Here is a 21,831-nt window from a genome sequence, read left to right on the forward strand (position 1 = left end):
ATGTCAGAACAGAACTATAGTGATGAAGACTGGATGCAGCTTGCCTATGCGCAGGCTGCTTTGGCTGCAGCACAGGGGGAAATTCCTGTGGGGGCTGTCATCGTTAGTCAAAATCAAGTGATTGGCGCGGGTTATAACGCGCCTATTTCCTTACACGACGCAACCGCACATGCCGAAATTGTGGCAATCCGTGCAGCATGTGATCATATTCAAAATTATCGTTTGCCTGAAGATGCCACGCTTTATGTCACACTGGAGCCTTGTACCATGTGTGTGGGTGCGCTCATTCATGCGCGAATCAAACGTGTGGTATTTGGAGCAACTGAACCCAAAGCCGGCTCATTGATCAGTGCTAGAAAGCTTTTAGAGTCAGGCTATTACAATCATATTTTTGAGTATCAATCAGGTTGTTTAGAGCAGCAATGTTCAGCCCAGTTGAGTGATTTTTTTAAGATGCGCCGTGCGCAAAAGAAACAACAAAAGCAGCAATAGTTGATAAATGACCTCCATGATCAAAACCAGTTCTGAGTTTTAGGCTTGATTTGCGTTAAACTAAATCAAACACAACATAGCATTCATCATCAGGGCAAACCATGCACGCTATTCAAATTAAAAAAGAATTTAATGCGCCAGTTGCGCAAGTATTTGAATTACTTTCTAAACATGCAACTTATAATATTGCGTTTGCACCAATGCAAGTGGTGCGCATTAAAGACTCTGCTGACCCTGAACGTCCAGATGGTGTAGGTTCGGTGCGTCGTATGGGGATTGGGCCAATTAAACCTTTGCAAGAGCAAATTACCGTGCTTGAACCGAATCAGCGGATTGAATATAAAATCATTAAAAATCCATTGATCAAACATCATTTGGGTACCATTGAATTTCAGCAAGTGGCAGATCACAAAACCTTGGTCACGTATCGCATTGAGCTACAAGCGCGAGTTCCATTTGTGAGCAAAGCTATTCTTGCGCAGTTGAAAACTGCAATTAAAATTGGTTTATCCAAACTCGCAAAATCTCTCTAATCATTTCGGAAACAGCATGACGGTTCAAATTATTACCATTGATGGCCCTAGCGGTTCAGGTAAAGGCACACTCGCGGCAAAATTGGCAGCATATTATCAGTTTCATTTACTCGACTCTGGTGCGTTGTATCGTTTGTTGGGTTTGGCGTTACATAAGCAGAATTTGCTAGATCAACTTGATACTGAACTGAGTCAATCCGTTGCCATTGCAACACAGCTCAATATTCAATTTGTGACCCAGCCAGATGGCACACAAGTGTTGCTTGATGGTGAAGATGTCACGCAAACCATACGTACCGAACGTGTGGGGGAATATGCCTCAAAAGTTGCGGCAGTACCTGAATTGCGCACAGCATTACTTGCACGTCAGCATGCCTTTGCCCAAGCACCAGGCTTGGTTGCAGATGGACGCGATATGGCGACCAGTATTTTTCCAAATGCGCAGGCTAAAATTTATTTAACTGCTTCGGCAGAGTCGCGTGCACAAAGACGAGTAAAACAGTTGCAGGGTATGGGGCTGGATGCTAAAATAAGCGACATTTTAGCGAATATACAGGCTCGCGACAAACGAGACATGGAGCGCACAGTTGCTCCGCTCAAGCCCGCAGAAGATGCTTACATCATTGATAGTTCTGAGTTGAACATTGATGAAGTGTTTGCATTAATGACGGCTTATGTCGATCAGAAGCTTGCTATTTGCCGCGCTTAACCGCGTGAAATAAACCTATTCAGCGAACGCATAGCTTGATCAGTTCTATACGGACTATGTAGACGCTTAACTAAACCGGCCTTGTCTGATCCAAGACCGCTGACTTTATCAGGTATATCATGACCGAATCTTTTGCAGCCCTCTTTGAAGAAAGCGAATTAAACCTCAACGTTGAAAAGGGTGCTGTCATCCAAGGCGTTGTAGTAAGCATCGACTCTGACTGGGTAACAGTTGATACTGGCCTTAAATCAGAAGGCGTTGTTGACCGCGCTGAATTCTTAAACGAACAACGCGAACTTGAAGTTCAAGTTGGTGACACCGTTGATGTTGTTGTTGAAGCACTTGACAACGGTATGGGCCAAACTGTTTTATCACGTGAAAAAGCGAAACGTGCTGAAACTTGGACTAAACTTGAAAAAATCTTTGAAGACGGCGAAATCGTTACTGGTGTTATCTCTGGTAAAGTTAAAGGCGGTTTCACTGTAGACATCGGTCCAGTTCGTGCGTTCTTACCAGGTTCTTTGGTAGACACTCGTCCTATCCGTGACACAACTCACCTTGAAGGTAAAGAGTTAGAGTTCAAAGTTATCAAACTTGATGCTAAACGTAACAACGTTGTTGTATCTCGTCGTGCAGTTATGGAAGCTGAATCTTCAGCTGACCGTGAAGCGCTTCTTGCTCAGCTTGAAGAAGGTCAAACTGTTACTGGTACGATTAAGAACCTTACTGACTACGGTGCATTCGTTGACCTTGGCGGTATTGACGGTCTTCTTCACATCACTGACATGGCTTGGAAACGTATCAAGCATCCATCAGAAGTGGTTGAAGTGGGTCAAGAAGTTACTGTTAAAGTACTTAAATTTGACAAAGAGCGTAACCGCGTATCTTTAGGTCTTAAGCAATTAGGCGAAGATCCATGGTTAGCGATCATGAGCCGTTATCCTAAAGGTTCTATCGTTAAAGCTCGCGTAACAAACTTAACTGACTACGGCTGTTTCGCAGAAATCGCTGAAGGCGTTGAAGGTTTAGTACACGTTTCAGAAATGGACCACACTAACAAAAACATCCACCCATCTAAAGTTGTTCAGATTGGTGACGAAGTTGACGTTATGGTTCTTGAAGTGGACGAAGAGCGTCGTCGTATTTCTCTTGGTATCAAACAAACTCGTGCTAACCCATGGGAAGAGTTTGCTAAGAACCACGACAAAGGTGAAAAAGTTTCAGGTACAATCAAGTCAATCACTGACTTCGGTATCTTCATCGGTTTACCAGGCGGTATCGATGGCCTAGTTCACTTGTCTGACATTTCTTGGAACGAGCAAGGCGAAGAAGCTATTCGTCGTTACAAGAAAGGTGACACTGTTGAAGCGGTTATCCTTTCTGTAGACGCTGAAGGCAACCGTATCAGCCTTGGTATCAAGCAATTGAACAGCGATCCATTCAACGATTTCTTAGCTGCTAACGAACGTGGTGCTTTGGTTAAAGGTACTGTAACTGCTGTTGATGCTCGTGGCGCAACTGTTAAGTTAGCTGACGAAGTTGAAGCAACACTTAAAGCATCTGAAATCAACCGTGATCGCGTTGAAGATGCAACTAAGTTCTTGGAAGTTGGTCAAGAAGTTGAAGCGAAAATCATCAACGTAGACCGTAAATCTCGCTCTATCAACTTGTCTATCAAAGCGAAAGACGAAGCTGAAGAGAAAGAAGCTGTTGCTAACTTGAAAACTGCAACTAGCGGTCAAGACAATGGTCCTAAGACAATTGGTGACTTGATCAAAGCTCAAATGGGCAACTAAGTTGCGGGTAAACTGTATGGTTAATGTAAATTAGCACATACTTTTTACACAAATACTGTAAACGGTAGCGTAGTATTCAATTATTACGCTACCGTTTTGTATTTAAACAGGTTATTATCAGTTTAGGTAAAAGTAGCTTGATAATTAAAGAGGTCGCAGATGACTACTGAAGCACTTAATAAGTCTGATTTGATAGAACGAATTGCTTTGAAAAATCCACATTTGGCTGAGCCATTGGTGGAAGAAGCTGTGAAGATCATGATTGATCAAATGATTGCATCACTATCGGCAGATAACCGAATTGAAATTCGTGGATTCGGTAGTTTTGCATTGCATCACCGTGAACCACGTGTAGGTCGTAACCCAAAAACAGGTAAGTCTGTAGAAGTTGCGGCTAAAGCTGTACCGCACTTTAAACCGGGTAAAGCACTACGTGATGCAGTAAACGAGTCTGTAAATAAATAAAATTCCTAGGGGTGTTTATGCGTTACGTTCTAGTCGCTATTTTAGTTATTCTATTTGGATATTCTCTGGCATTGGTTTTGCAAAACGGCACTGAACTTTCAGTTGACCTGTTATTTACTCAAGTGCCTGCAATGCGTTTGGGTCTATTGCTACTGATTACATTGGCACTTGGTTTGGTGCTAGGGTTATTGTTGGGCGTGCAGGTTTTCCGTGTATTCCAAAATAGTTGGGAAATTAAGCGACTACGTAAAGATATTGAATACCTACGCAAAGAGCAAATTCATGTAGCTCAACTGGCTGCTGCTGAAGCTGCTGCGCATACTCGTCATGAAAAAACGGTATTAGATGTGCATACTGAAGATCGTTCTTCTAATGCACTTTAATTTGCTCTGTTGAGCGAATTGATCATCAACACCTCAAGGTTATCTTGGGGTGTTTTTTTATGTGTGCCTTTGACGAATGGCTGATTATCGCTGCGATGGGGGATAAGCTGTCTTTTTGACTATCTGCTTGGCACGAATCACTTTATAATAGCGACTCTTTGTCAAATCCATAGGTAATTCTCTTGAGTATCATTGTTGCCCTCGATGCTAAAAGCCAATATGACGCCTTAACCATTGCAGAACAATTAGACCCTGCATTATGTCGAGTAAAAGTTGGTAAAGAGTTATTTACCCATGAAGGTCCTGCAGTCGTGAAAGCCTTGCATGACAAAGGTTTTGAGGTTTTTCTAGATTTGAAATTTCACGATATTCCAAATACAACGGCTCAGGCTGTATGTGCTGCAGCAGATTTAGGCGTATGGATGGTCAACGTGCATGCCTCAGGTGGTCGTAAAATGATGGAAACCTGTGTGGAGCGTTTAAAAGCAGGGAATTATCAGACTCAACTGATTGCAGTGACTGTACTAACCTCTATGGGGCGTGAAGATTTAAAAGATTTAGGTTTAGATATTGAGCCTTTTGAGCAAGTTCAGCGTTTAGCTAAACTCACTCAAGAAAGTGGTTTAGATGGTGTGGTGTGTTCTGCGCAAGAAGCCAAAATGTTGCGTGAAATCTTAGGGCAGGATTTTGCCTTAGTAACTCCAGGGATTCGTCCTGAAGGCTCAAATGCCGATGATCAAAAACGTATTGTGACTCCCAAACAAGCTATGCTGGATGGTTCTACGCATTTGGTGATTGGTCGTCCAATTACAAAATCTGAAAATCCACGTCAGACTTTGAAAGATATTTTAGCGACGCTTTAATTTTACTATCGCTGACTCTCTAAAAGGGAGATAAGCCCTCTCTCTAACTCTCGCCTAAATAGAGCGCAAACCCTCTCTCCAACTCTCTCCCAGAGGGAGAGAGGACAATTGTTGATTCTTTTTAAATAGCAGCCAATACACTTACAGCAATGGGTGCAAGGATTGACAATACAAATCCACTGACCATGGCATGTGGAATAAAATCGTTGCCACAGGCTTGTTTTACCATGGGCAAAGTGACGTCCATGGCAGTTGCGCCTGCGGCAGAAATTGCAGCACGTGGATAACGCCATCCCAAAATATACATCAGCAATATCGCAAAAATCTCTCTGAATAAATCATTCATTAACGCAATACTACCCAATTCGGCATTGCGAAGTTCCGACACCACAATCCCGCTCATGGAATAAAATCCATAACCTTGTGAGAGCATAAGCAAATCTTGTAGAGCGATGGGGAGCCAAAGTGCGCAAAGTAGTACCCCTGCAACTGAACCGAAAATACAGCCTACGGGCACCATTAAAATTTTCCAATTCAGCCAAGAACGATCTAAAGGCGAATAAGCGAGATCGAGTCCAATCATCCACATAAACAGCAACAGTAAATACCAAGTGTTGATCTGAACTTGGAAATCCATAGCACTAAAAAGTAGATGCAGCACGTAGCCTGCCAATAGTGCAAAAAAGGCATAACTGATGTTGATGCAGGATTGAATCAACAACTGTAATGAAACTTTGCCTTGCGTTGCTTGCAGCCCCAAACCTTTGTAAAGCAAATAACAACACAGAAAAGCACCAATTGATGTAGCAAATGCAATCTGTAAAGCTGTAGATAGAATATGCGATGGCTGCTGTAGTGAACCGAGCGTTTGTGAAAATTCCATCGCAATTGCAATTAGCAGGATATAGCTAAAATATGGAAGCAGTTGAAACGCAATTTTTTCGATTATTCGAGGGAGGCGTTTTGCCAGTACAAAGCCTAGACATAAACAGCAGAGTAATTGGAAAATCAGCCAAAGAGATTGCATGAGATCAACAGGTGGGAGATAGATAAAAACCTGTTGATTATGCCAGTTTGCTTTTAAAAGCGGAAATTTATGCCGCTTTGCTGATTAATCTGAAATCACTCGGATGCAGCGACTTGGTTTTTAGCCAATATTTCCAAGTATAGGTTGGCCAAAGTGCAAAGTTTTTTCCACCATCTTGTTGATACCAACTTACACAGCCAGATTGCCAAACCGTGTTATTTAGCATGTCTTGCACATCGTGGTTAAATTGATCTTGTACTTGATCTTTTACTACAATTGCATTGCTCTGTGATTGTGCCACCAAATCCATCATTTGCAGAATGTAATCGACTTGCGATTCGATCATAAAAATAACCGAGTTATGCGCCAAAACTGTATTTGGTCCAAGCAACTGAAACAGGTTCGGAAAACCTTTGTGGCTAATGCCGTAATAGCTTTCTGCGCCATCTTTCCATGCCTGTTTTAATTCAACGCCATGTTCACCAATGCAGCTAAATGGCTGTAGATAGATACGCGGATCGGTAATAAAGCCTGTGCCATAAATCAGACAATCAATTTTTCGCATTTTACCATCTTTGGTGATGATGCTGTCTGCAGTCAATTCCTGTATTGCATCAGTCACTAATTCGACGTTGTCACGGTTAAAAGTTGGGAAGTATTTATTGGACACTAAAATACGTTTACATCCCATAATGTAGTCAGGCGTGAGTTTTTGTGCCAATTGTTTGTCTTTGACCTGAAAACGAATAAAGGCTTCTGCCAGTTTTTGGGTATATTTCATCACGCTAGGTTGCATGATTGGAATTGCACGTGATTCATTCGACCAATACAAACGCGCACGATGCAACTTTCTAAACCAGTCTGCTTGTTTAAACAGTTTTTTCTCAATATTCAGATATTTGCGTTCATCTCGTGGAATGACCCATGCAGCTGTACGTTGCATGACATATAACTGTTTAACTTGAGGTGCAATTTCAGGAATGTATTGAATCGCGCTGCCGCCTGTGCCAATAGATGCCACAACTTTGCCATTTAAGTCGTATTGATGATCCCATTGTGAGGAATGAAAAACCTTGCCCTGAAACTTTTCAATACCTTTAATGTGCGGAATTTGTGGTACATGCAGTGGGCCAGAAGCAAAGACCAAATATTGGCAACTCAATTGTCTGCCATCTTTTAGCGCAACATACCATACACAGTCTTTTTCATGGTATTCGGTATGCACCACTTCGCTGTTAAATTGGCAATATTCGCGCAGATTAAACTGTTGCACCACATCTTGAATATACTGAAAAATTTCTGGTGCTTCGGCATAGCGTTTTGACCAGTCAGTTTTGGGTACAAATGACAATGAATACAGATGCGACTGCACATCACAAGCCGCGCCAGGGTATTGATTTTCACGCCAAGTACCACCCACTTCATTAGACTTTTCTAAAATCACAAAGTTATGAATGTTGCGTTGTAGCAAACGAATCGCCATGGCTAATCCACCAAAGCCTGCGCCAATAATTGCGACTTGATAATGAGCTGCTGCATCCTGCATGAAGACATCCTTATATTTATTTTGTTTGACTTGAGTTTGTTTGAGTCAGGATAGAATAAGCCAGCATGTGGTAACATGATCGTGCTGACATAAAAATTGATATTTTCGGCAATTTCTATCTGTGGATGAATCGGGTAAAAAGGATATTCCGTTTCGCACTGTTCATTTTATGAAAAGATCCATACTTGGCTTAATGTATTTAATACAAGGCATGCGTAAAGCAGGCGTTGATGTCGATGCAAAATTGCAAAGTATCGGCTTGCGTGCAGATGCGCTGGATACCAGTTCAATTATTCATCCGAGTTTGGAATGGGATATTCTCAAAGTCATTGGTGAAGATGTAGAGCCTGAAATGGGGCTGTTTATTGGACAGCATTATGCTTTGGCAGGTTATGGTCCTTTACTGATGTTATTGGTGACCAGTCCAGATATTGCCACTGCATTAGAAAAAGGGATTCAATATCAGGGATTGACGCATTTAAGCGGGAAACTGAGTTTGCAACATAGCACGCGACATATTGCCTTGTGTTATCAACCCAATGATTTACATAGTAGTTTAGGTGTATTGCGTGCGCAGTGTGAAATTTCAGGCACGTTCAAATTTATTCAAGACCTATATAAAATGATGGGGATGAGTGCGCCACGTATTCGCATAGAATTGCCATTTGCACAGCCGCAGCAAAGTGAAGTTTTGCAAACTTTTTATGATTATTACGGTCAAGATATTGTTTTTAATCAACCCCAAGCAGCGTTTTGGTTTGATGATGCAGTTCTCACAGCACGTATTCCATCTGCCGATGCAGTCACTTTTAGTAGTTATGAAGCCAAATGCGTGATTGAGTTAGAGCGACTTAAACTCGAAGATGATGCGCCTTCGGTGGTACAGCGCGTAAAAGATTATTTGGAATTACAACAAGGCAGTATGCCGAGCATGGCAGAAACAGCACATGCTTTGCAAATTCCTGAACGGACATTGCGCCATCAACTGCAACAATTGAACACTAGTTACAAACAAATTCGTGAAGATCTTATCAAAGATAAAGCATTGCGATTAATTGAATATCAGGAATATTCAATTGAAATGATTGCAGAGTTACTTGGTTATTCAGAGCCTGCGGCATTTAACCATGCCTTTAAGCGGTGGTTCGGACAAAGTCCACGCCAATATACAAAATAGCCTAAGTATTTTGCAAACTATGCCAAAGTGCTATATCTCGTGATTCGATCTTCGTTATAATCTATTTGCCCAAATAAGTACTGATGAATATGTCTGATTTTAATTCGCCACAAACCACAGCCTTTACTCCATTATCGCCTGCGGAGCGTTATGCACAAGCGTTAGCCTCTGGACAATTTATGCCAGATGATGCGCAGGCGCAGGCTGTACACGAACTTGAGCGTGTGTGGCAGGAATTAATTCAACGCTATAAAGCATCAAAAAAAGCGTTCCGCCGTTTCCGCCGCCAAACAGCACCACAGGGTGTTTATATGTGGGGTGGTGTAGGTCGTGGTAAAACATGGCTCATGGATCAGTTTTACGACTCGATTCCATTTAGACGTAAAACACGTATGCACTTTCACCACTTTATGCAGCATGTGCATCGTGAACTGAACAAACTTTCAGGGCAGCGTAACCCGCTCGATTCTGTTGCAGACCAAATTTATAAAGATGCAGTGGTGATTTGTTTCGATGAATTTTTCGTATCTAACGTGACTGATGCGATGATTCTGAGTGACTTGTTCCAAAAATTATTCCATCGTGGCATTACTTTGGTGGCAACATCTAACATCGCCCCAGACGGTTTATATAAAAATGGTATCCATCGAGATCGTTTTATTCCAACCATTGAAATGGTCAAAAAACATTGCCAAGTGCTAAATGTCGATGCTGGTGTAGATTATCGCTTACGTGTTTTGAAACAGGCGCAATTATTTAAATCGCCTTTAACGCATGATAATCAAAACTGGATGGCACAGCGTTTCAGTGCTTTGAGTAATACACAACATTATTCTTCTGAGCCAATTATTATCAACCAACGTATTGTTGAAACAATTGCGCATACTGAAGATGTGTTGTGGTGTGAATTTTCAGAACTGTGCTTTAAACCGCGTAGTCCTGCAGACTTTATTGAAATTGCCAACATCTACAACACGGTTTTGGTGAGCAATGTACCGCATTTAACAGACTTCTTGTCTGAAGGAACACGTCGTTTTATTTATTTGGTCGATGAATTTTATGATCGTGGTGTCAAGTTATTACTGACTTCTGAAGATTCGATTATTGAAATTTATCAGGGCGAAAAACTGGCATTTGAAATTGAACGCACACGTTCACGTTTATTGGAAATGCAGTCTGATGATTACTTAAATGAAGAACATCGACAGATACAGGCCACCGAAGCCAAACATCAAATCAGTTGATCTTTTAAGCGCCTAGAACTAGGCGCTTTTTTATGATAGAAAAGATGTGACTGTTGGTTTTATCGACATTTTGTCATAAACATGGCTTAATCTTGAAGGGTTGCAATAAGACTGACGTCGATTTTTACAACAAAATCTGAACTTAAGTCTAATTTCGACATTTCAAAAACTTTATACACTGTAAAAGTGTATTTAGATGAGTAATAGTGTCGTGTTTCTGATCAGGATTTATGATGATTGTTGTCATTCATCTTGTAATAAATGATCGTTATTTTGAAATGTGATAATACTATTCAGCTAAATATAAATCAGTATACTAGAATCTCTTGTATAAAAAGTAGCAATATCAGGAAAGACAATGACTGCACGTATTCAAAAAGGCAAGTTAGCGATTGCTAAAGAACTTTACGATTTCATCGAAAATGAAGCATTACCAGGTTCTGGTTTGGACAGTGATACATACTGGAAAAACTTTGAGCAAGTCGTTGTCGATCTTAGCCCTAAGAACAAAACATTACTCGCAAAGCGTGATGAGCTTCAGGCTAAAATTGATGAATGGCACCGCAATAATACATTTGAATTAGAAGCTTACAAAGCTTTCTTGACTGAAATTGGCTACTTATTACCAGAAGTAGAAGATTTTCAAATTACCACCGAAAATGTTGATGAAGAAATCGCATTATTGGCTGGTCCACAGCTCGTAGTACCTGTACGTAACGCACGTTATTGCTTGAACGCAGCAAACGCACGTTGGGGTTCGTTATATGACGCACTTTACGGTTTTGACGTTATTTCTGAAGAAAATGGCGCAGAAAAAGGTAAAGGCTACAACCCAGTTCGTGGTGAAAAAGTAATTGCATTCGCGAAAAACTTCTTAAATGAAACTTTCCCATTGGCGCAAGGTTCACATGCCGACGCGACTCAATATGCTGTAGAAGCAAACAAACTTGTTGTTCGCCTAAAAGATGGTTCTACAACAACTGTTGCGGATAGCTCTAAATTCGTTGGTTACAATGGCGAAGCTTCTGCACCAACTGAAATCGTACTGAAAAATAACGGCCTGCACGCAATCATCCAGATTGATGCAAACAGCCCAATTGGACAGACAGATGCAGCTGGCGTGAAAGATGTTGTGCTTGAAGCGGCTGTAACGACGATTCAAGACTTGGAAGACTCTGTTGCAGCAGTTGATGCTGAAGAAAAAGTTGAAGGCTACCGTAACTGGTTAGGCTTGATGAAAGGTACGCTTGAAGAGTCTATCGAGAAAAATGGCAAGACCATTACCCGTAAACTAAATGCTGACCGCACCTTCAAAAATGTTGAAGGCGGTGAGACCAAGGTTCATGGCCGTTCATTGATGCTGCTTCGTAACGTGGGTCACTTGATGACAAACCCGGCGATCCTTGTAGATGGCGAAGAAATTTATGAAGGCATCATGGATGCATTGGTCACTCCATTGCTTTCTGTGGCTGATATCCGTGGTGAGAACACGATCAAGAACTCACGTACCGGTTCTATGTATATCGTTAAGCCAAAAATGCACGGTCCAGAAGAAGTAGCATTTGCGGTTGAGCTGTTTGAACGTGCTGAACAAGCGCTTGGCTTACCTGCTAAAACCCTGAAAATCGGTATCATGGATGAAGAGCGTCGTACCTCTGTTAACCTGAAAAACTGTATTGCTCAGGCGAAAGACCGTACCATCTTTATTAACACCGGTTTCATGGATCGTACAGGTGATGAAATCCATACCTTCATGGAAGCAGGTCCATTTGTTCGTAAAGGCGAAATCAAAGGCCAAAAATGGTTCCCAGCTTACGAAAACCGTAACGTCATGGTAGGTCTACAAACAGGTCTACGTGGTAAAGCACAGATTGGTAAAGGCATGTGGCCAAAACCAGACATGCTGTTAGACATGTACAAAACCAAGACTGAACATCCTGAAGCAGGCGCAAGCTGTGCATGGGTTCCGTCTCCAACAGGTGCAGTGATTCACGCGATTCACTACCATCAAATTAATGTAGCAAACCGTCAGCAAGAATTGCTTGCAACTGAAGCATTGCCTTTAGATGATTTGTTAACTCCACCTCTTGCAACTGATACCAACTGGTCTGAAGAAGAGAAACTAAAAGAACTGGAAAATAACTGCCAAGGTATCTTGGGTTATGTCGTTCGTTGGGTTGATCTGGGTGTAGGTTGTTCTAAAGTTCCAGACATCAATGATGTGGGCCTGATGGAAGACCGTGCAACTTTACGTATTTCTTCTCAGCACGTTGCCAACTGGTTACGTCACGGAATTGTAACGCGTGAACAGGTTGAAGAAGTAATGCAGCGCATGGCGAAAATTGTAGATCAACAAAATGCTGATGATCCACTATACACGCCTATGTCTAACGACTTTGCTAATAACATTGCATTCCAAGCTGCATCTGACTTGATCTTCAAAGGTGGCGAGCAACCTTCTGGTTACACAGAGCCACTTTTACACGCAGCGCGTTTAAAGTTAAAAGGTTATACAGGTGATTAATCCTTTAGGATTTGATTTACTGATTGTGTAATACAAACAAATGAGCCTCTTCGGAGGCTTTTTTGTTGCCTGTATTTTGCTTATGGTTTTTTGAAAATTTTGCAGCTGAATAGTTACGGGATGTACTTGCTGCTAGAAAAACATCAAGCTGCGGAGTAGAGTGAAAGTCATATATAAAAAGTAGCGCAAGGACAAATACATGCCAGCATATCAAGATTTGAATCAACAATTTATTGGCGGCAAGTGGTCGGTTGGGACATCTACTAAAACCATTCCAAACTTGAATCCATATCATCAAACTACAATTTTTGAGATGCAGGGCGCCAGCGTGGTAGATGTTGATAGTGCCTATAGTACAGCGCAAAAAGCTTTTGATGAACAATTGATTCAATCCACAAGTCTGCGTCAATACATCATTAAGAACTTAGAGCAAGTCATTCAGCAACGACGCGAAGAAATTATCCAGTGGCTGATTGATGAGTCGGGCAGTACCCGTTTAAAAGCCAATATCGAAGTCGATGCTGCTTTAGGGATTATTCAAGAAGCTGCACAATTTCCCGAGCAAATGACCACGACGCAACTGGAAAGCAAAGATCCGAAAGTCCGTAGTGTTGTTTTGCGTAAACCTTTGGGTGTTATTGCTGTGATCAGTCCGTGGAATTTCCCTTTCCATTTGTCTATGCGTTCAGTGGTTACAGCGATTGCTTGTGGTAATAGTGTAGTGCTCAAACCTGCCAGTGATACGCCAGTCACAGGTGGAACTATACTCGGTAAACTGTTCGAAGAAGTAGACTTGCCTGCAGGCGTACTCAATGTGGTGGTGTCAACGGCATTCTAAAATTGACCCCTTTCACCTTACAAATGGCAAAGTAAAATTGACCCCTTTGATCTCGTATTAAATTTCAACCTGGGGCTGAATCCCAATTCTTTTTTTATCCTTCAAACGATAACTCTCACCCGATATTTGTACCACATGACAGTGATGCAATAACCGATCTAACATCGCAGCGGTCAACGTGACATCATCTGCAAAGGATTTGGACCACTGGCTAAAGGGTAAGTTACTCGTCAATATCGTACTGCCTTTTTCATAACGCTTGGCAATCACGTTAAAGAACAGATTCGCTTCTTCACGTCCAAACGGTAAATAACCAATTTCATCGATAATCAGTAACTTTGGTCCCAGTACCGCACGTTGCATATAGGTTTTCAGTTTACCTTGCTGATAGGCTGTACTCAGTTGCAGCATGAGATCGGCGGCGGTAATGAACTTGATCTTAATGTTGTTCATGATGGCCTTATAGCCTAATGCCATAGATAAGTGCGTTTTTCCTACTCCGCTAGCCCCGAGAAACACCACATTTTCTGCTCTAGCAATAAAGCTCAGATTGAACAGTTCAATCACCTGTGATTTAGGGGCCCCTAGGGCATAATTAAAATCATAGTCTTCCAGGGTTTTGACTTGAGGCAGGCCTGAGAGTTTCATCAGTACCTGCTGACTGCGCTGTTGCCTGGCAGCATATTCATGCGTCAAGATCGCTTCAACAAAGTCGGCATAACTTCCATCTTGACCTAATGTTTGTTGTGCATGATGTGACCATTGTGATGCGATGGCAGGCAGATTGAGCTTTTGGCAAAGCTGCTCTATACGGTCGTATTGCAGATTCATCAGGAAACTCCCAGCAACTGGTCATATACCGATAAGGGATGCTGCAAACTCTCGTAGGGCATGACATGCTGTGCTGCTGCAACAGGTACAGTGCTAGAACCTGTATCTGATTGCGGTAATGGCGTAAATTTTTGCTGCTCCTGTTGCAGTCGAACAGCCGGTTTTTCTTGCGTGGTGGCATGAATCCGCTGATTGGCGGTTTCATGCAGCCACCGGCCAATGTGGGCATTGGCGACATCAACATCTAACAGTAAACCCGAAGTCTTCAGGCTTGCTTTCAATGGCACAATAAAGCTTGATTTGAGGTATCCATTAAAGCGTTCAACTTTGCCTTTGGTCTGTGCACGGTAGGGCTTACATACGCGAGGACGAAAGCTGTATTTCTTGGCGCAGTCGAGCAGTTTGGGATTCCATTTATGCTGCCCCTCCTGATAGGCATCCCGTTCAATCATGATCGTTTTAGCGTTATCAAACAGGATTTCTTGAGGTACTCCTACAAAAAACTGAAATGCATTTTCTAGACCATCGATCCATGCATCCGTACGTTCATGATCATAAAATTTCACGAAAGTCGCTCTGGAATACCCTAATGTTGCGACAAAGGCTTTTAAAGTCGTGTTGTTGCGTCGAATTGTCGTGAAATCCACCTGCATTTGTTGGCCAGGTTGGGTTTCAAAACGAATGATCGGTTCTGGTTTAGCAACTGGTTTTAATGTTGCAAGATATTCCCTCAAGATCCTGATCTTTCCTGGATATCCCAACCTTAAAATTTCCTGGTAGAGCACAACAGCAGGAATCCATTCAGGATGAGCTGCGTTTACACGTTGGAGTAAATAGGGTTTGTATGGGTCAAGGATACTTATTCTAGGCTGTATACGCTGATACTGAGGTGTGGTGTTTTGCCGTAAATATTTACGTACGGTATTTCGGGACACCCCCAGTTCACGACTAATGGCTTTAATAGATTTACCTTGTTGATGAAGTATTTGGATTGTCACTGCTTGCTCCAAAGTTAACATGTTGAGCAGTCCAAAATGACCGCTATATTAACCAAGGGGGTCAGTTTTTAAATGCCATTAGGGGGTCATTTTTACACTGCCGCTAACAGCGGGTGCGAGTCGTGAAATTGGTGATTACTTTGTTGAGCATGTAACTCCTAAAATGATTTCATTTACAGGCTCTACAGAAGTTGGACAGCATGTAGGGCAACTGGCCGTTGCGGGTGAGCATTTAAAACGTGTCGCCTTAGAACTCGGTGGCAATGCACCTTTAGTCATTTTGGATGATGCAGATATAGATTAGGCCGTAGAACTAACTGTGATGGGGCGCTTTTTGCATCAAGGTCAAATTTGCATGAGTACCAATCGGGTCATTGTCGATCAGTCTATTTATGCAGCCTATCTTGAAAAATTGTTAGCAAGTGTGTCGCAATTAGTAGTAGGTGATCCGAATAAAAATGACACCTTGATTGGGCCAATTATTAATGCAGAACAGGTGAAAAAGCATCAGCATATTATTCAAAAAGCACAGGCGCAGGGTGCAGAATTGGTTTATGCGGGCGGGGTTACGGGGAACTTAGTTGCACCACATGTTTTTGTGAATGTCGCTGCCGATTCAGAAATTGTACAAAATGAAAGTTTTGGACCTATTTTACCGATTCTCAAAGCAGCAGATACCGCACATGCCTTACAGTTAGCGAACGATACACGCTATGGTTTATCTGCTGCTGTATGCACTACAAATGTAGAACGCGGTGCAGAATTTGCAGCACAGTTTGATGTTGGAATGACACATATTAATGGTATTACCGTTGCCGATCATGCCAATGCACCGTTTGGTGGTGAGAAAAACTCAGGCTTAGGTCGTTTTAATGGGCGCTGGATATTTGAAGAATTTACCCGCACGCATTGGCTGACATTGCCAGCTTAACGGTAATTATTTGTCCTGCGTTTTGTTTGAGTAAGAAGGAATGCGTGGGTGCGCACTTACTGTTCATGATCAAAACGCATAATATAGTGCGTGTGTCTAATCATCCAATTTGTATATGTGTGCCAATTTTAAACCAATAAGCATAGCGCAATTATCTGCATTAGGTCTGCCTGAAATTCCGTTTGAATATGCTGAAGAAGCGTATCCAAATTCGAGTGTGCCACTATTGTTTAAGTCTGAACAAGGTTTAGAGTGGCGCTCGGTGAATTTTGGCTTGATTCCCAAATGGGCGGAAGACAGAAGTATTGCGCAAAAAACCTATAATTGCCGTAACGAAACTTTATTAGAAAAACCAAGTTTTAGTGAAGCTGCTTATAAGTGTAAATTTGGCGCGATTGTTGTGTCAGAATTTTATGAATCCAAATATATAGACAGTAAACCGCAGCGTTGGGGTGTACGTCGTAAAGATGGACAGGCCTTTTTTATTGCAGCACTGTATGAAATTTGCCGTTTAAAGGATGGGCAAGGCACGGAAGAAATTGTCCGTTCTGCGAGTATGATTACCATGGACGCAATTGATCACGCGATGATGAAGGAATTTCATGAGCCTGGGCCAGTCAAACGTTCTGTTATTGTTATTCCACATGCACGTTTAGATGAATGGCTAAGTTTGAAAACACCGAACATACACAGCTTTGTGCAGGGCTTTCCTTTAGACGAGTTTGAGTGTTCACATGTACCAAAAGCAAAGATCGAAAAAGTAAGCCCCCAGCTCAATTTTTTCGATCTTTAAGTACATCTTGTGCTTATATAGGATAAGAACAGATGTGGAACAATAACGTGATGTTTAGCGTGCTAAATTATTAAAAATATGACGTAAACTTTCCATCATTTTTTCAATTTGTAGTGGAGTTAAACCATCAAATGACTGCTCTAAAACAACGCTAGTCAGATCATTAATTTTGTTGGTCATCTCATTACCTTTTTCAGTAAGCACGACACGAGTGATACGCGCATCATCATCACAAGAATAAGTTTCAACCAAACCTTCATCTTTTAAACGATAAACAATTTTAGTTGTAGTTGACATTTTTGACACCACCATGTCTGACAAATCAGACACACTCGCATGTGCTTTTGACCTTAATGCCAATAAAATACGACGGCGAGAATTATCTAAACCATACTTTTTAAGTGCCTGATCGACATTCTGTACATATTGAGCATGTACTTGTGTGACCCAATAATACGGAAATTGTTCAATATCATATTGGTCGGCGGATGGTAGAAATTTTGAATATTTCTTGGACATTGCATATTCCCTGCATTGTTTTAATTGTATTTTTGATATTTCACATTTTATGTGAAAACTCATGTGCTTAGCAAGATGCTTTCAGTGGCTAAAATTTGGTTGAAATCTGACGAAATATGATGAATCTCGATTTAGAAGCTGGCTTTGAAATGGCTATTTTTCCAAGCGCGTAGGCATTTGTTTAAGTTCAATCCATATTCATGTGTCATATCAATTAATCCTATAGAATTGTTTTAGTTTGGATTAGTAGTGAGTTATCTGGTTTTATAAGTTGAATTATCAATTTAACCATCAACTTAGGCTGCATTTTAGTTAAAAAAATACATTTGTACACTTGGCTTTTAGGTAAAAGTGCGGGTTATTGCGTTGAATTTTGCAAAAAAATTATAAGCTTTGGTCTAATCTTTTAACAATAGTTGTTTTTTATCAATATTTTAAGTTTAGATTAAAGTGTGGGTTGGCTTACAGTTGTAATCTATGACTAATGCGTCTAAAAATACATTACAATTCATTTGACATTTTTAATCCATTTTCACGGCTTTTGTTTGGCTGTCATCGCTCTAAAAAAATTAAGAATGTGAAAAATAAAGTAAAAACCATCTTATAGATCGTACTGTTTAGTTTTATTCAAAAAAATTAAAAATTTAATTACAAATGTTCAAGATTATGCATAATTAAGCTATCTATTGCTAAAAAGGTTACTTTTATGGATCCGTCGCCGTGCGCAGGTCTACTTTATATTTCGATTTCTACTAACTATCTCGGAGCTATGAACTAATGGAGTTTTTATTAGATCCGGGAATATGGGTTGGTTTAATTACACTTATTATTCTAGAAATCGTATTAGGTATTGATAACCTAGTCTTTATTGCAATTCTTGCAGAAAAATTACCCCCAGAACAGCGTGATAAAGCCCGTGTGATTGGCTTATCTTTAGCGTTGTTTATGCGTTTAGGATTGTTATTTGCAATCTCTTGGTTGGTTACTTTAACCGAACCGTTAATTACCTTATTTGAAAAAACCTTTTCAGGGCGTGACCTCATTCTGTTGGGTGGCGGTTTGTTCCTCGTCTATAAGGCGGTAGGAGAGTTGCATGAGAAGATGGAAGGCAAACCCGAAGTCAAAGTCACGACCAATTTGGTTTATGCAAGTTTTGCCGCAGTTGTAGCACAAATTGTTGTTCTAGATGCAGTTTTCTCTTTAGACTCAGTCATTACCGCAATTGGCATGGTCGACAACATCTATGTGATGATGGTTGCCATGGTGGTTGCAATGTTGGTGATGTTACTTGCATCTAAGCCATTAACTGCTTTTGTGAACCGTCATCCAACAGTGGTGATTTTGTGTTTAAGCTTCTTACTATTAATTGGTATCAGCTTGATTGCAGAAGGTTTTGGCTTCCATATCCCTAAAGGTTATATCTATTCGGGTATTGGTGTTGCGATTGCTATTGAAGCGTTTAACCAATTTGGTCAGCGCAATGTTGCAAAACATGAAGCAAAAATTCCGTTACGTCACCGTACTGCAGATTCAATTTTAAAATTGATGGGGGGGCGAGTTGAAACCAGTAGCCCTGATTTGCATAACGAAGCGCAAGAAGCGTTTGCAGATGAAGAACGCTACATGATTGGTGGTGTCTTGACCTTGGCAGAGCGTTCAGTCGCATCAATTATGACGCCACGTAGCCAAATTTCATGGGTCGATATTGAAGATTCACCTGAACAAATCCGCGAACAGATTCTATCTGTACCACACAGCTTATTCCCAGTGTGTCGTGGTAGTTTAGATAAAGTCATTAGTATTGTACGTGCCAAAGAGTTGTTGGATGTATTGGACGAAGAAGAAGAGCTTAAAGCTTTAATTAAACGTCAGCGTCCAATTTACATTTTTGAAAAAATGAAAGTGATTGATGCGATCAATACGTTACGTACCTCTAAAGGTTCTTTGGTTTTAGTCAGCGATGAGTTTGGTAATGTTCAAGGTTTGATTTCACCGCTTGATGTGTTTGAAGCGATTGCAGGTGAATTCCCTGATGCAGACGAACAGTTAGATTTGGTTAAAACCAATGAAAACGAATGGAAAGCAACAGGTATGCTGGATTTATACCAGCTTGAACTTGAACTGGGTATGATGGATCTGATTGAAGAAGATGCAGGCTACATTAGCGTTGCAGGTTTGATTTTAGATAAAACCCAAGGTGAAGTTCAGGTCGGCACGCAGTTGGATTATCAAGGTGTGCACTTTGAAGTGACAGAACTTGATGGTAACCGTATTAAAACTGTGATGATTCGCTTACGCTAATTACTAAGCTTTGAATTAAATCACTCAAAAAGCTCTACCGAAATGGTGGAGCTTTTTTATGGTGTAATAAAAAGATTGTGATGTTTCATCCTGAAAATGTGTATCAGCGATAAGTCTGGATTTTAAAAGCTGAACATGAAATGTGGCATGGAATAGAAAAAAAGAAACAACCAAACAGGATTACAAATTTGGTTGCTTAAACAGGGAAAAGAAAAAGCGAGAAACTAAAACAAATGTTTAATTTGTATGTGACTTCGCCACTAAAAATTAAACTGCCAATTGATTTTCAATCACATTCCATAAATTTCGATGTGACTTTTTAAACATCGCCATATGCCCAATGGCTTTATGCTGATAACGCTTTGGTTTAAGTTCAATCATATTAGTCGATGCATGGGGATAGAGACGGAGTAAATCTTTCACATTGGCTTCGGTGGCAATCTCATCATCCGAACTCCAAATAGCAGTAATCGGGCAACGAATTTTATCGTGATAATGCTGTGAAACTGTTTTGCCTATAGCATTGATGACATAGCCGGGTTTGCTACAAAATTGTGCCCATTGTTGGGCCACATTTTTAGGTAGGTTTTCGCCCATGCCAATTGCATTGGTTGGGCCATAACCATGTGTGATTCTGGCAAGTGGAAAAATAACTTTAAACATCACAGGGGCAAGTAGGCGAGTACGACCTTTTAAACCTTTTGTGTGGCCTGTAGAGCCTGAAACAGCTACGACTTTTGCCACTTTATGATATTCAGGATTAATCCCCAGTAATTGTCCGCCTGCGCTGTGTCCCAATAAAACCACTTGTTCAGCTTGCGTTTTTTGCAGCAAAGTATTTACTGCTGCAGGAATATCTAACTGCCCCCAATCAACAATACTGGCTTCACATTGTTTCAATGGTTCGTGTAACGAATCACCAATACCACGAAAATCAAAACACAGCACAGCATAGCCTTGTTCATTTAGCCATGTGGCAAAAGCGTGATAAAAATTCTTGGTAATGCCTGTCGCGGGACAAATCAAGACGGGTAGACGCTGTGCTTGTGTATATTGATTTGGATAATAACGGGCAGCGAGGGCATAACCATCTGCACATATAATATTTAAGCTTTCAAATGTGCTCATAATGTTTTAAGGATGATGAGAATAAAGTTACTTTACACGAGTTCCAAAAAGAAACTTGTATTTATTCTGACTCTAAAGTCAAGCTTAGTAGTCTGCGAGTGTAGTTAAATAGCCACACGAAAAATAAAAGAGTGTTAAACATGGAAAGTTTATCTTTGGCAGTGCGCCTTGCGATTATTTTCAGTGGAATATTTTTGTGGGTGGGGATGCTTACAGGCGTGTGGAAATATTGGCAAATTCGTGCTTCTGCCCAAGCGCGTGCTCATTATTATGTGGATATCGCACATCGCAGTAGTTTGTTATATGCACCTGCAAGTTTAATTTTAGCGGTCTTGGCTTATTTTTGTATTTGGGATGCCACTGTAATTTTAATTTGTGTGATTCTAAATTTAGTATTTTTTAGCTTTTCTATTCTGAGTTATATCTTGCATGGATTGCTTAAAGATACCACTAATCAATTTAAACAACCGCATCAAATTGCAGCATGGACATTGCCAAGTTGGTGCATGAGTTTGGCGATGCTGTTATTGATTGTGGCTGAATTGGGTGGGACTAGTGTGTTATTGCTTGGCGCAATCTATGGATTGTTGTAATTCTAATTGCTCAGTTTAATTTTTTCTTGGTAGCCCGTAGAAGATTTTGAGATTTTTGCTGTAGATCAGGAATGATGATTAGAATCTACTTTTTGAGTTTGGCGGCAGAGGAGTGATCCATCTGCCGCAAAGTGAAAGCG

19 protein-coding genes and 2 pseudogenes are annotated in these 21,831 nt (G+C 41.0%); 15 read left to right on the forward strand and 6 right to left on the reverse strand.

Annotated elements, in window-relative coordinates:
- The 7 genes from tadA to pyrF all read left to right on the forward strand — a co-directional run bounded on the left by tadA (position 1) and on the right by pyrF (position 5,241).
- Entirely contained in the window at positions 1 to 492 is a 492-nt protein-coding gene (gene tadA / locus C3Y93_RS01740) for a tRNA adenosine(34) deaminase TadA (RefSeq protein WP_004976782.1), read from the forward strand.
- Between the two features lie 101 nt (positions 493 to 593).
- Entirely contained in the window at positions 594 to 1,025 is a 432-nt protein-coding gene (locus tag C3Y93_RS01745; RefSeq protein ID WP_004976780.1) for an SRPBCC family protein, read from the forward strand.
- A gap of 16 nt (positions 1,026 to 1,041) precedes the next feature.
- Complete coding sequence (cmk, locus tag C3Y93_RS01750) at positions 1,042 to 1,734, forward strand: (d)CMP kinase (protein ID WP_104851899.1); 693 nt, start codon at positions 1,042 to 1,044, stop codon at positions 1,732 to 1,734.
- 119 nt (positions 1,735 to 1,853) lie between these two features.
- A complete protein-coding gene (gene rpsA / locus C3Y93_RS01755; RefSeq protein ID WP_004976774.1) occupies positions 1,854 to 3,530 on the forward strand; it encodes a 30S ribosomal protein S1 in 1,677 nt (558 codons plus the stop codon).
- A gap of 159 nt (positions 3,531 to 3,689) precedes the next feature.
- Positions 3,690 to 3,995 (forward strand): integration host factor subunit beta, encoded by a 306-nt coding sequence (locus C3Y93_RS01760; RefSeq protein WP_004976773.1) that lies wholly within the window; start codon positions 3,690 to 3,692, stop codon positions 3,993 to 3,995.
- 17 nt (positions 3,996 to 4,012) lie between these two features.
- Complete coding sequence (locus C3Y93_RS01765; RefSeq protein ID WP_104851900.1) at positions 4,013 to 4,378, forward strand: lipopolysaccharide assembly protein LapA domain-containing protein; 366 nt, start codon at positions 4,013 to 4,015, stop codon at positions 4,376 to 4,378.
- Between the two features lie 182 nt (positions 4,379 to 4,560).
- Positions 4,561 to 5,241: an orotidine-5'-phosphate decarboxylase gene (gene pyrF, locus C3Y93_RS01770; protein ID WP_019836519.1), complete on the forward strand. Its 681-nt coding sequence runs from the start codon at positions 4,561 to 4,563 to the stop codon at positions 5,239 to 5,241.
- A gap of 121 nt (positions 5,242 to 5,362) precedes the next feature.
- Here pyrF and C3Y93_RS01775 read toward each other — a convergent pair whose 3' ends face one another.
- Positions 5,363 to 6,268, reverse strand: coding sequence for a lysine exporter LysO family protein (locus C3Y93_RS01775; RefSeq protein WP_004976767.1), 906 nt, complete (start codon positions 6,266 to 6,268; stop codon positions 5,363 to 5,365).
- Between the two features lie 67 nt (positions 6,269 to 6,335).
- On the reverse strand, positions 6,336 to 7,814 hold the full coding sequence (locus C3Y93_RS01780; RefSeq protein ID WP_104851901.1) for a flavin-containing monooxygenase: 1,479 nt from the start codon (positions 7,812 to 7,814) through the stop codon (positions 6,336 to 6,338).
- 169 nt (positions 7,815 to 7,983) lie between these two features.
- Between C3Y93_RS01780 and C3Y93_RS01785 the strand changes: the two genes are divergently transcribed.
- From C3Y93_RS01785 to C3Y93_RS01800, 4 genes and pseudogenes are all read left to right on the forward strand, one after another.
- Complete coding sequence (locus C3Y93_RS01785) at positions 7,984 to 8,991, forward strand: helix-turn-helix transcriptional regulator (RefSeq protein ID WP_165492532.1); 1,008 nt, start codon at positions 7,984 to 7,986, stop codon at positions 8,989 to 8,991.
- An 89-nt stretch (positions 8,992 to 9,080) separates the two neighbouring features.
- Positions 9,081 to 10,235: a cell division protein ZapE gene (zapE, locus tag C3Y93_RS01790; protein WP_004976758.1), complete on the forward strand. Its 1,155-nt coding sequence runs from the start codon at positions 9,081 to 9,083 to the stop codon at positions 10,233 to 10,235.
- A 358-nt stretch (positions 10,236 to 10,593) separates the two neighbouring features.
- Entirely contained in the window at positions 10,594 to 12,759 is a 2,166-nt protein-coding gene (locus tag C3Y93_RS01795; protein WP_096901411.1) for a malate synthase G, read from the forward strand.
- Between the two features lie 199 nt (positions 12,760 to 12,958).
- Positions 12,959 to 13,579: pseudogene (locus tag C3Y93_RS01800) on the forward strand (aldehyde dehydrogenase family protein); the annotation flags it as partial.
- Positions 13,580 to 13,654: 75 nt separating this feature from the next.
- Here C3Y93_RS01800 and istB read toward each other — a convergent pair.
- Together istB and istA are read right to left on the reverse strand one after the other, a co-directional pair.
- Positions 13,655 to 14,428: an IS21-like element ISAba8 family helper ATPase IstB gene (istB, locus tag C3Y93_RS01805; protein WP_104851834.1), complete on the reverse strand. Its 774-nt coding sequence runs from the start codon at positions 14,426 to 14,428 to the stop codon at positions 13,655 to 13,657.
- The gene (istA, locus tag C3Y93_RS01810) at positions 14,428 to 15,447 is read right to left on the reverse strand and encodes an IS21-like element ISAba8 family transposase (protein WP_104851902.1); all 1,020 of its coding nucleotides are present in this window, start codon (positions 15,445 to 15,447) and stop codon (positions 14,428 to 14,430) included. The genes istB and istA overlap by 1 nt, the downstream gene beginning before the upstream one ends.
- 76 nt (positions 15,448 to 15,523) lie before the next feature.
- On the opposite strand from istA, the pseudogene C3Y93_RS01815 reads away from it, so the two are divergent.
- Positions 15,524 to 16,357 (forward strand): annotated as a pseudogene (locus C3Y93_RS01815) (aldehyde dehydrogenase family protein); the annotation flags it as partial.
- Positions 16,358 to 16,472: 115 nt separating this feature from the next.
- Entirely contained in the window at positions 16,473 to 17,150 is a 678-nt protein-coding gene (locus C3Y93_RS01820; protein ID WP_096901413.1) for an SOS response-associated peptidase family protein, read from the forward strand.
- A gap of 54 nt (positions 17,151 to 17,204) precedes the next feature.
- On the opposite strand, the gene C3Y93_RS01825 is transcribed toward C3Y93_RS01820, so the two are convergent.
- Entirely contained in the window at positions 17,205 to 17,669 is a 465-nt protein-coding gene (locus tag C3Y93_RS01825; RefSeq protein ID WP_004976754.1) for a MarR family winged helix-turn-helix transcriptional regulator, read from the reverse strand.
- Between the two features lie 777 nt (positions 17,670 to 18,446).
- Between C3Y93_RS01825 and C3Y93_RS01830 the strand changes: the two genes are divergently transcribed.
- The gene (locus C3Y93_RS01830) at positions 18,447 to 19,970 is read left to right on the forward strand and encodes a TerC family protein (RefSeq protein WP_104851903.1); all 1,524 of its coding nucleotides are present in this window, start codon (positions 18,447 to 18,449) and stop codon (positions 19,968 to 19,970) included.
- A 267-nt stretch (positions 19,971 to 20,237) separates the two neighbouring features.
- On the opposite strand, the gene C3Y93_RS01835 is transcribed toward C3Y93_RS01830, so the two are convergent.
- Positions 20,238 to 21,098 (reverse strand): alpha/beta fold hydrolase, encoded by an 861-nt coding sequence (locus C3Y93_RS01835; RefSeq protein WP_104851904.1) that lies wholly within the window; start codon positions 21,096 to 21,098, stop codon positions 20,238 to 20,240.
- A gap of 140 nt (positions 21,099 to 21,238) precedes the next feature.
- On the opposite strand from C3Y93_RS01835, the gene C3Y93_RS01840 reads away from it, so the two are divergent.
- A complete protein-coding gene (locus C3Y93_RS01840; RefSeq protein WP_004976749.1) occupies positions 21,239 to 21,691 on the forward strand; it encodes a hypothetical protein in 453 nt (150 codons plus the stop codon).
- Positions 21,692 to 21,831: the final 140 nt, after the last annotated feature.

The organism is Acinetobacter sp. SWBY1, from assembly GCF_002946595.1.
Classification (GTDB): domain Bacteria; phylum Pseudomonadota; class Gammaproteobacteria; order Pseudomonadales; family Moraxellaceae; genus Acinetobacter; species Acinetobacter towneri.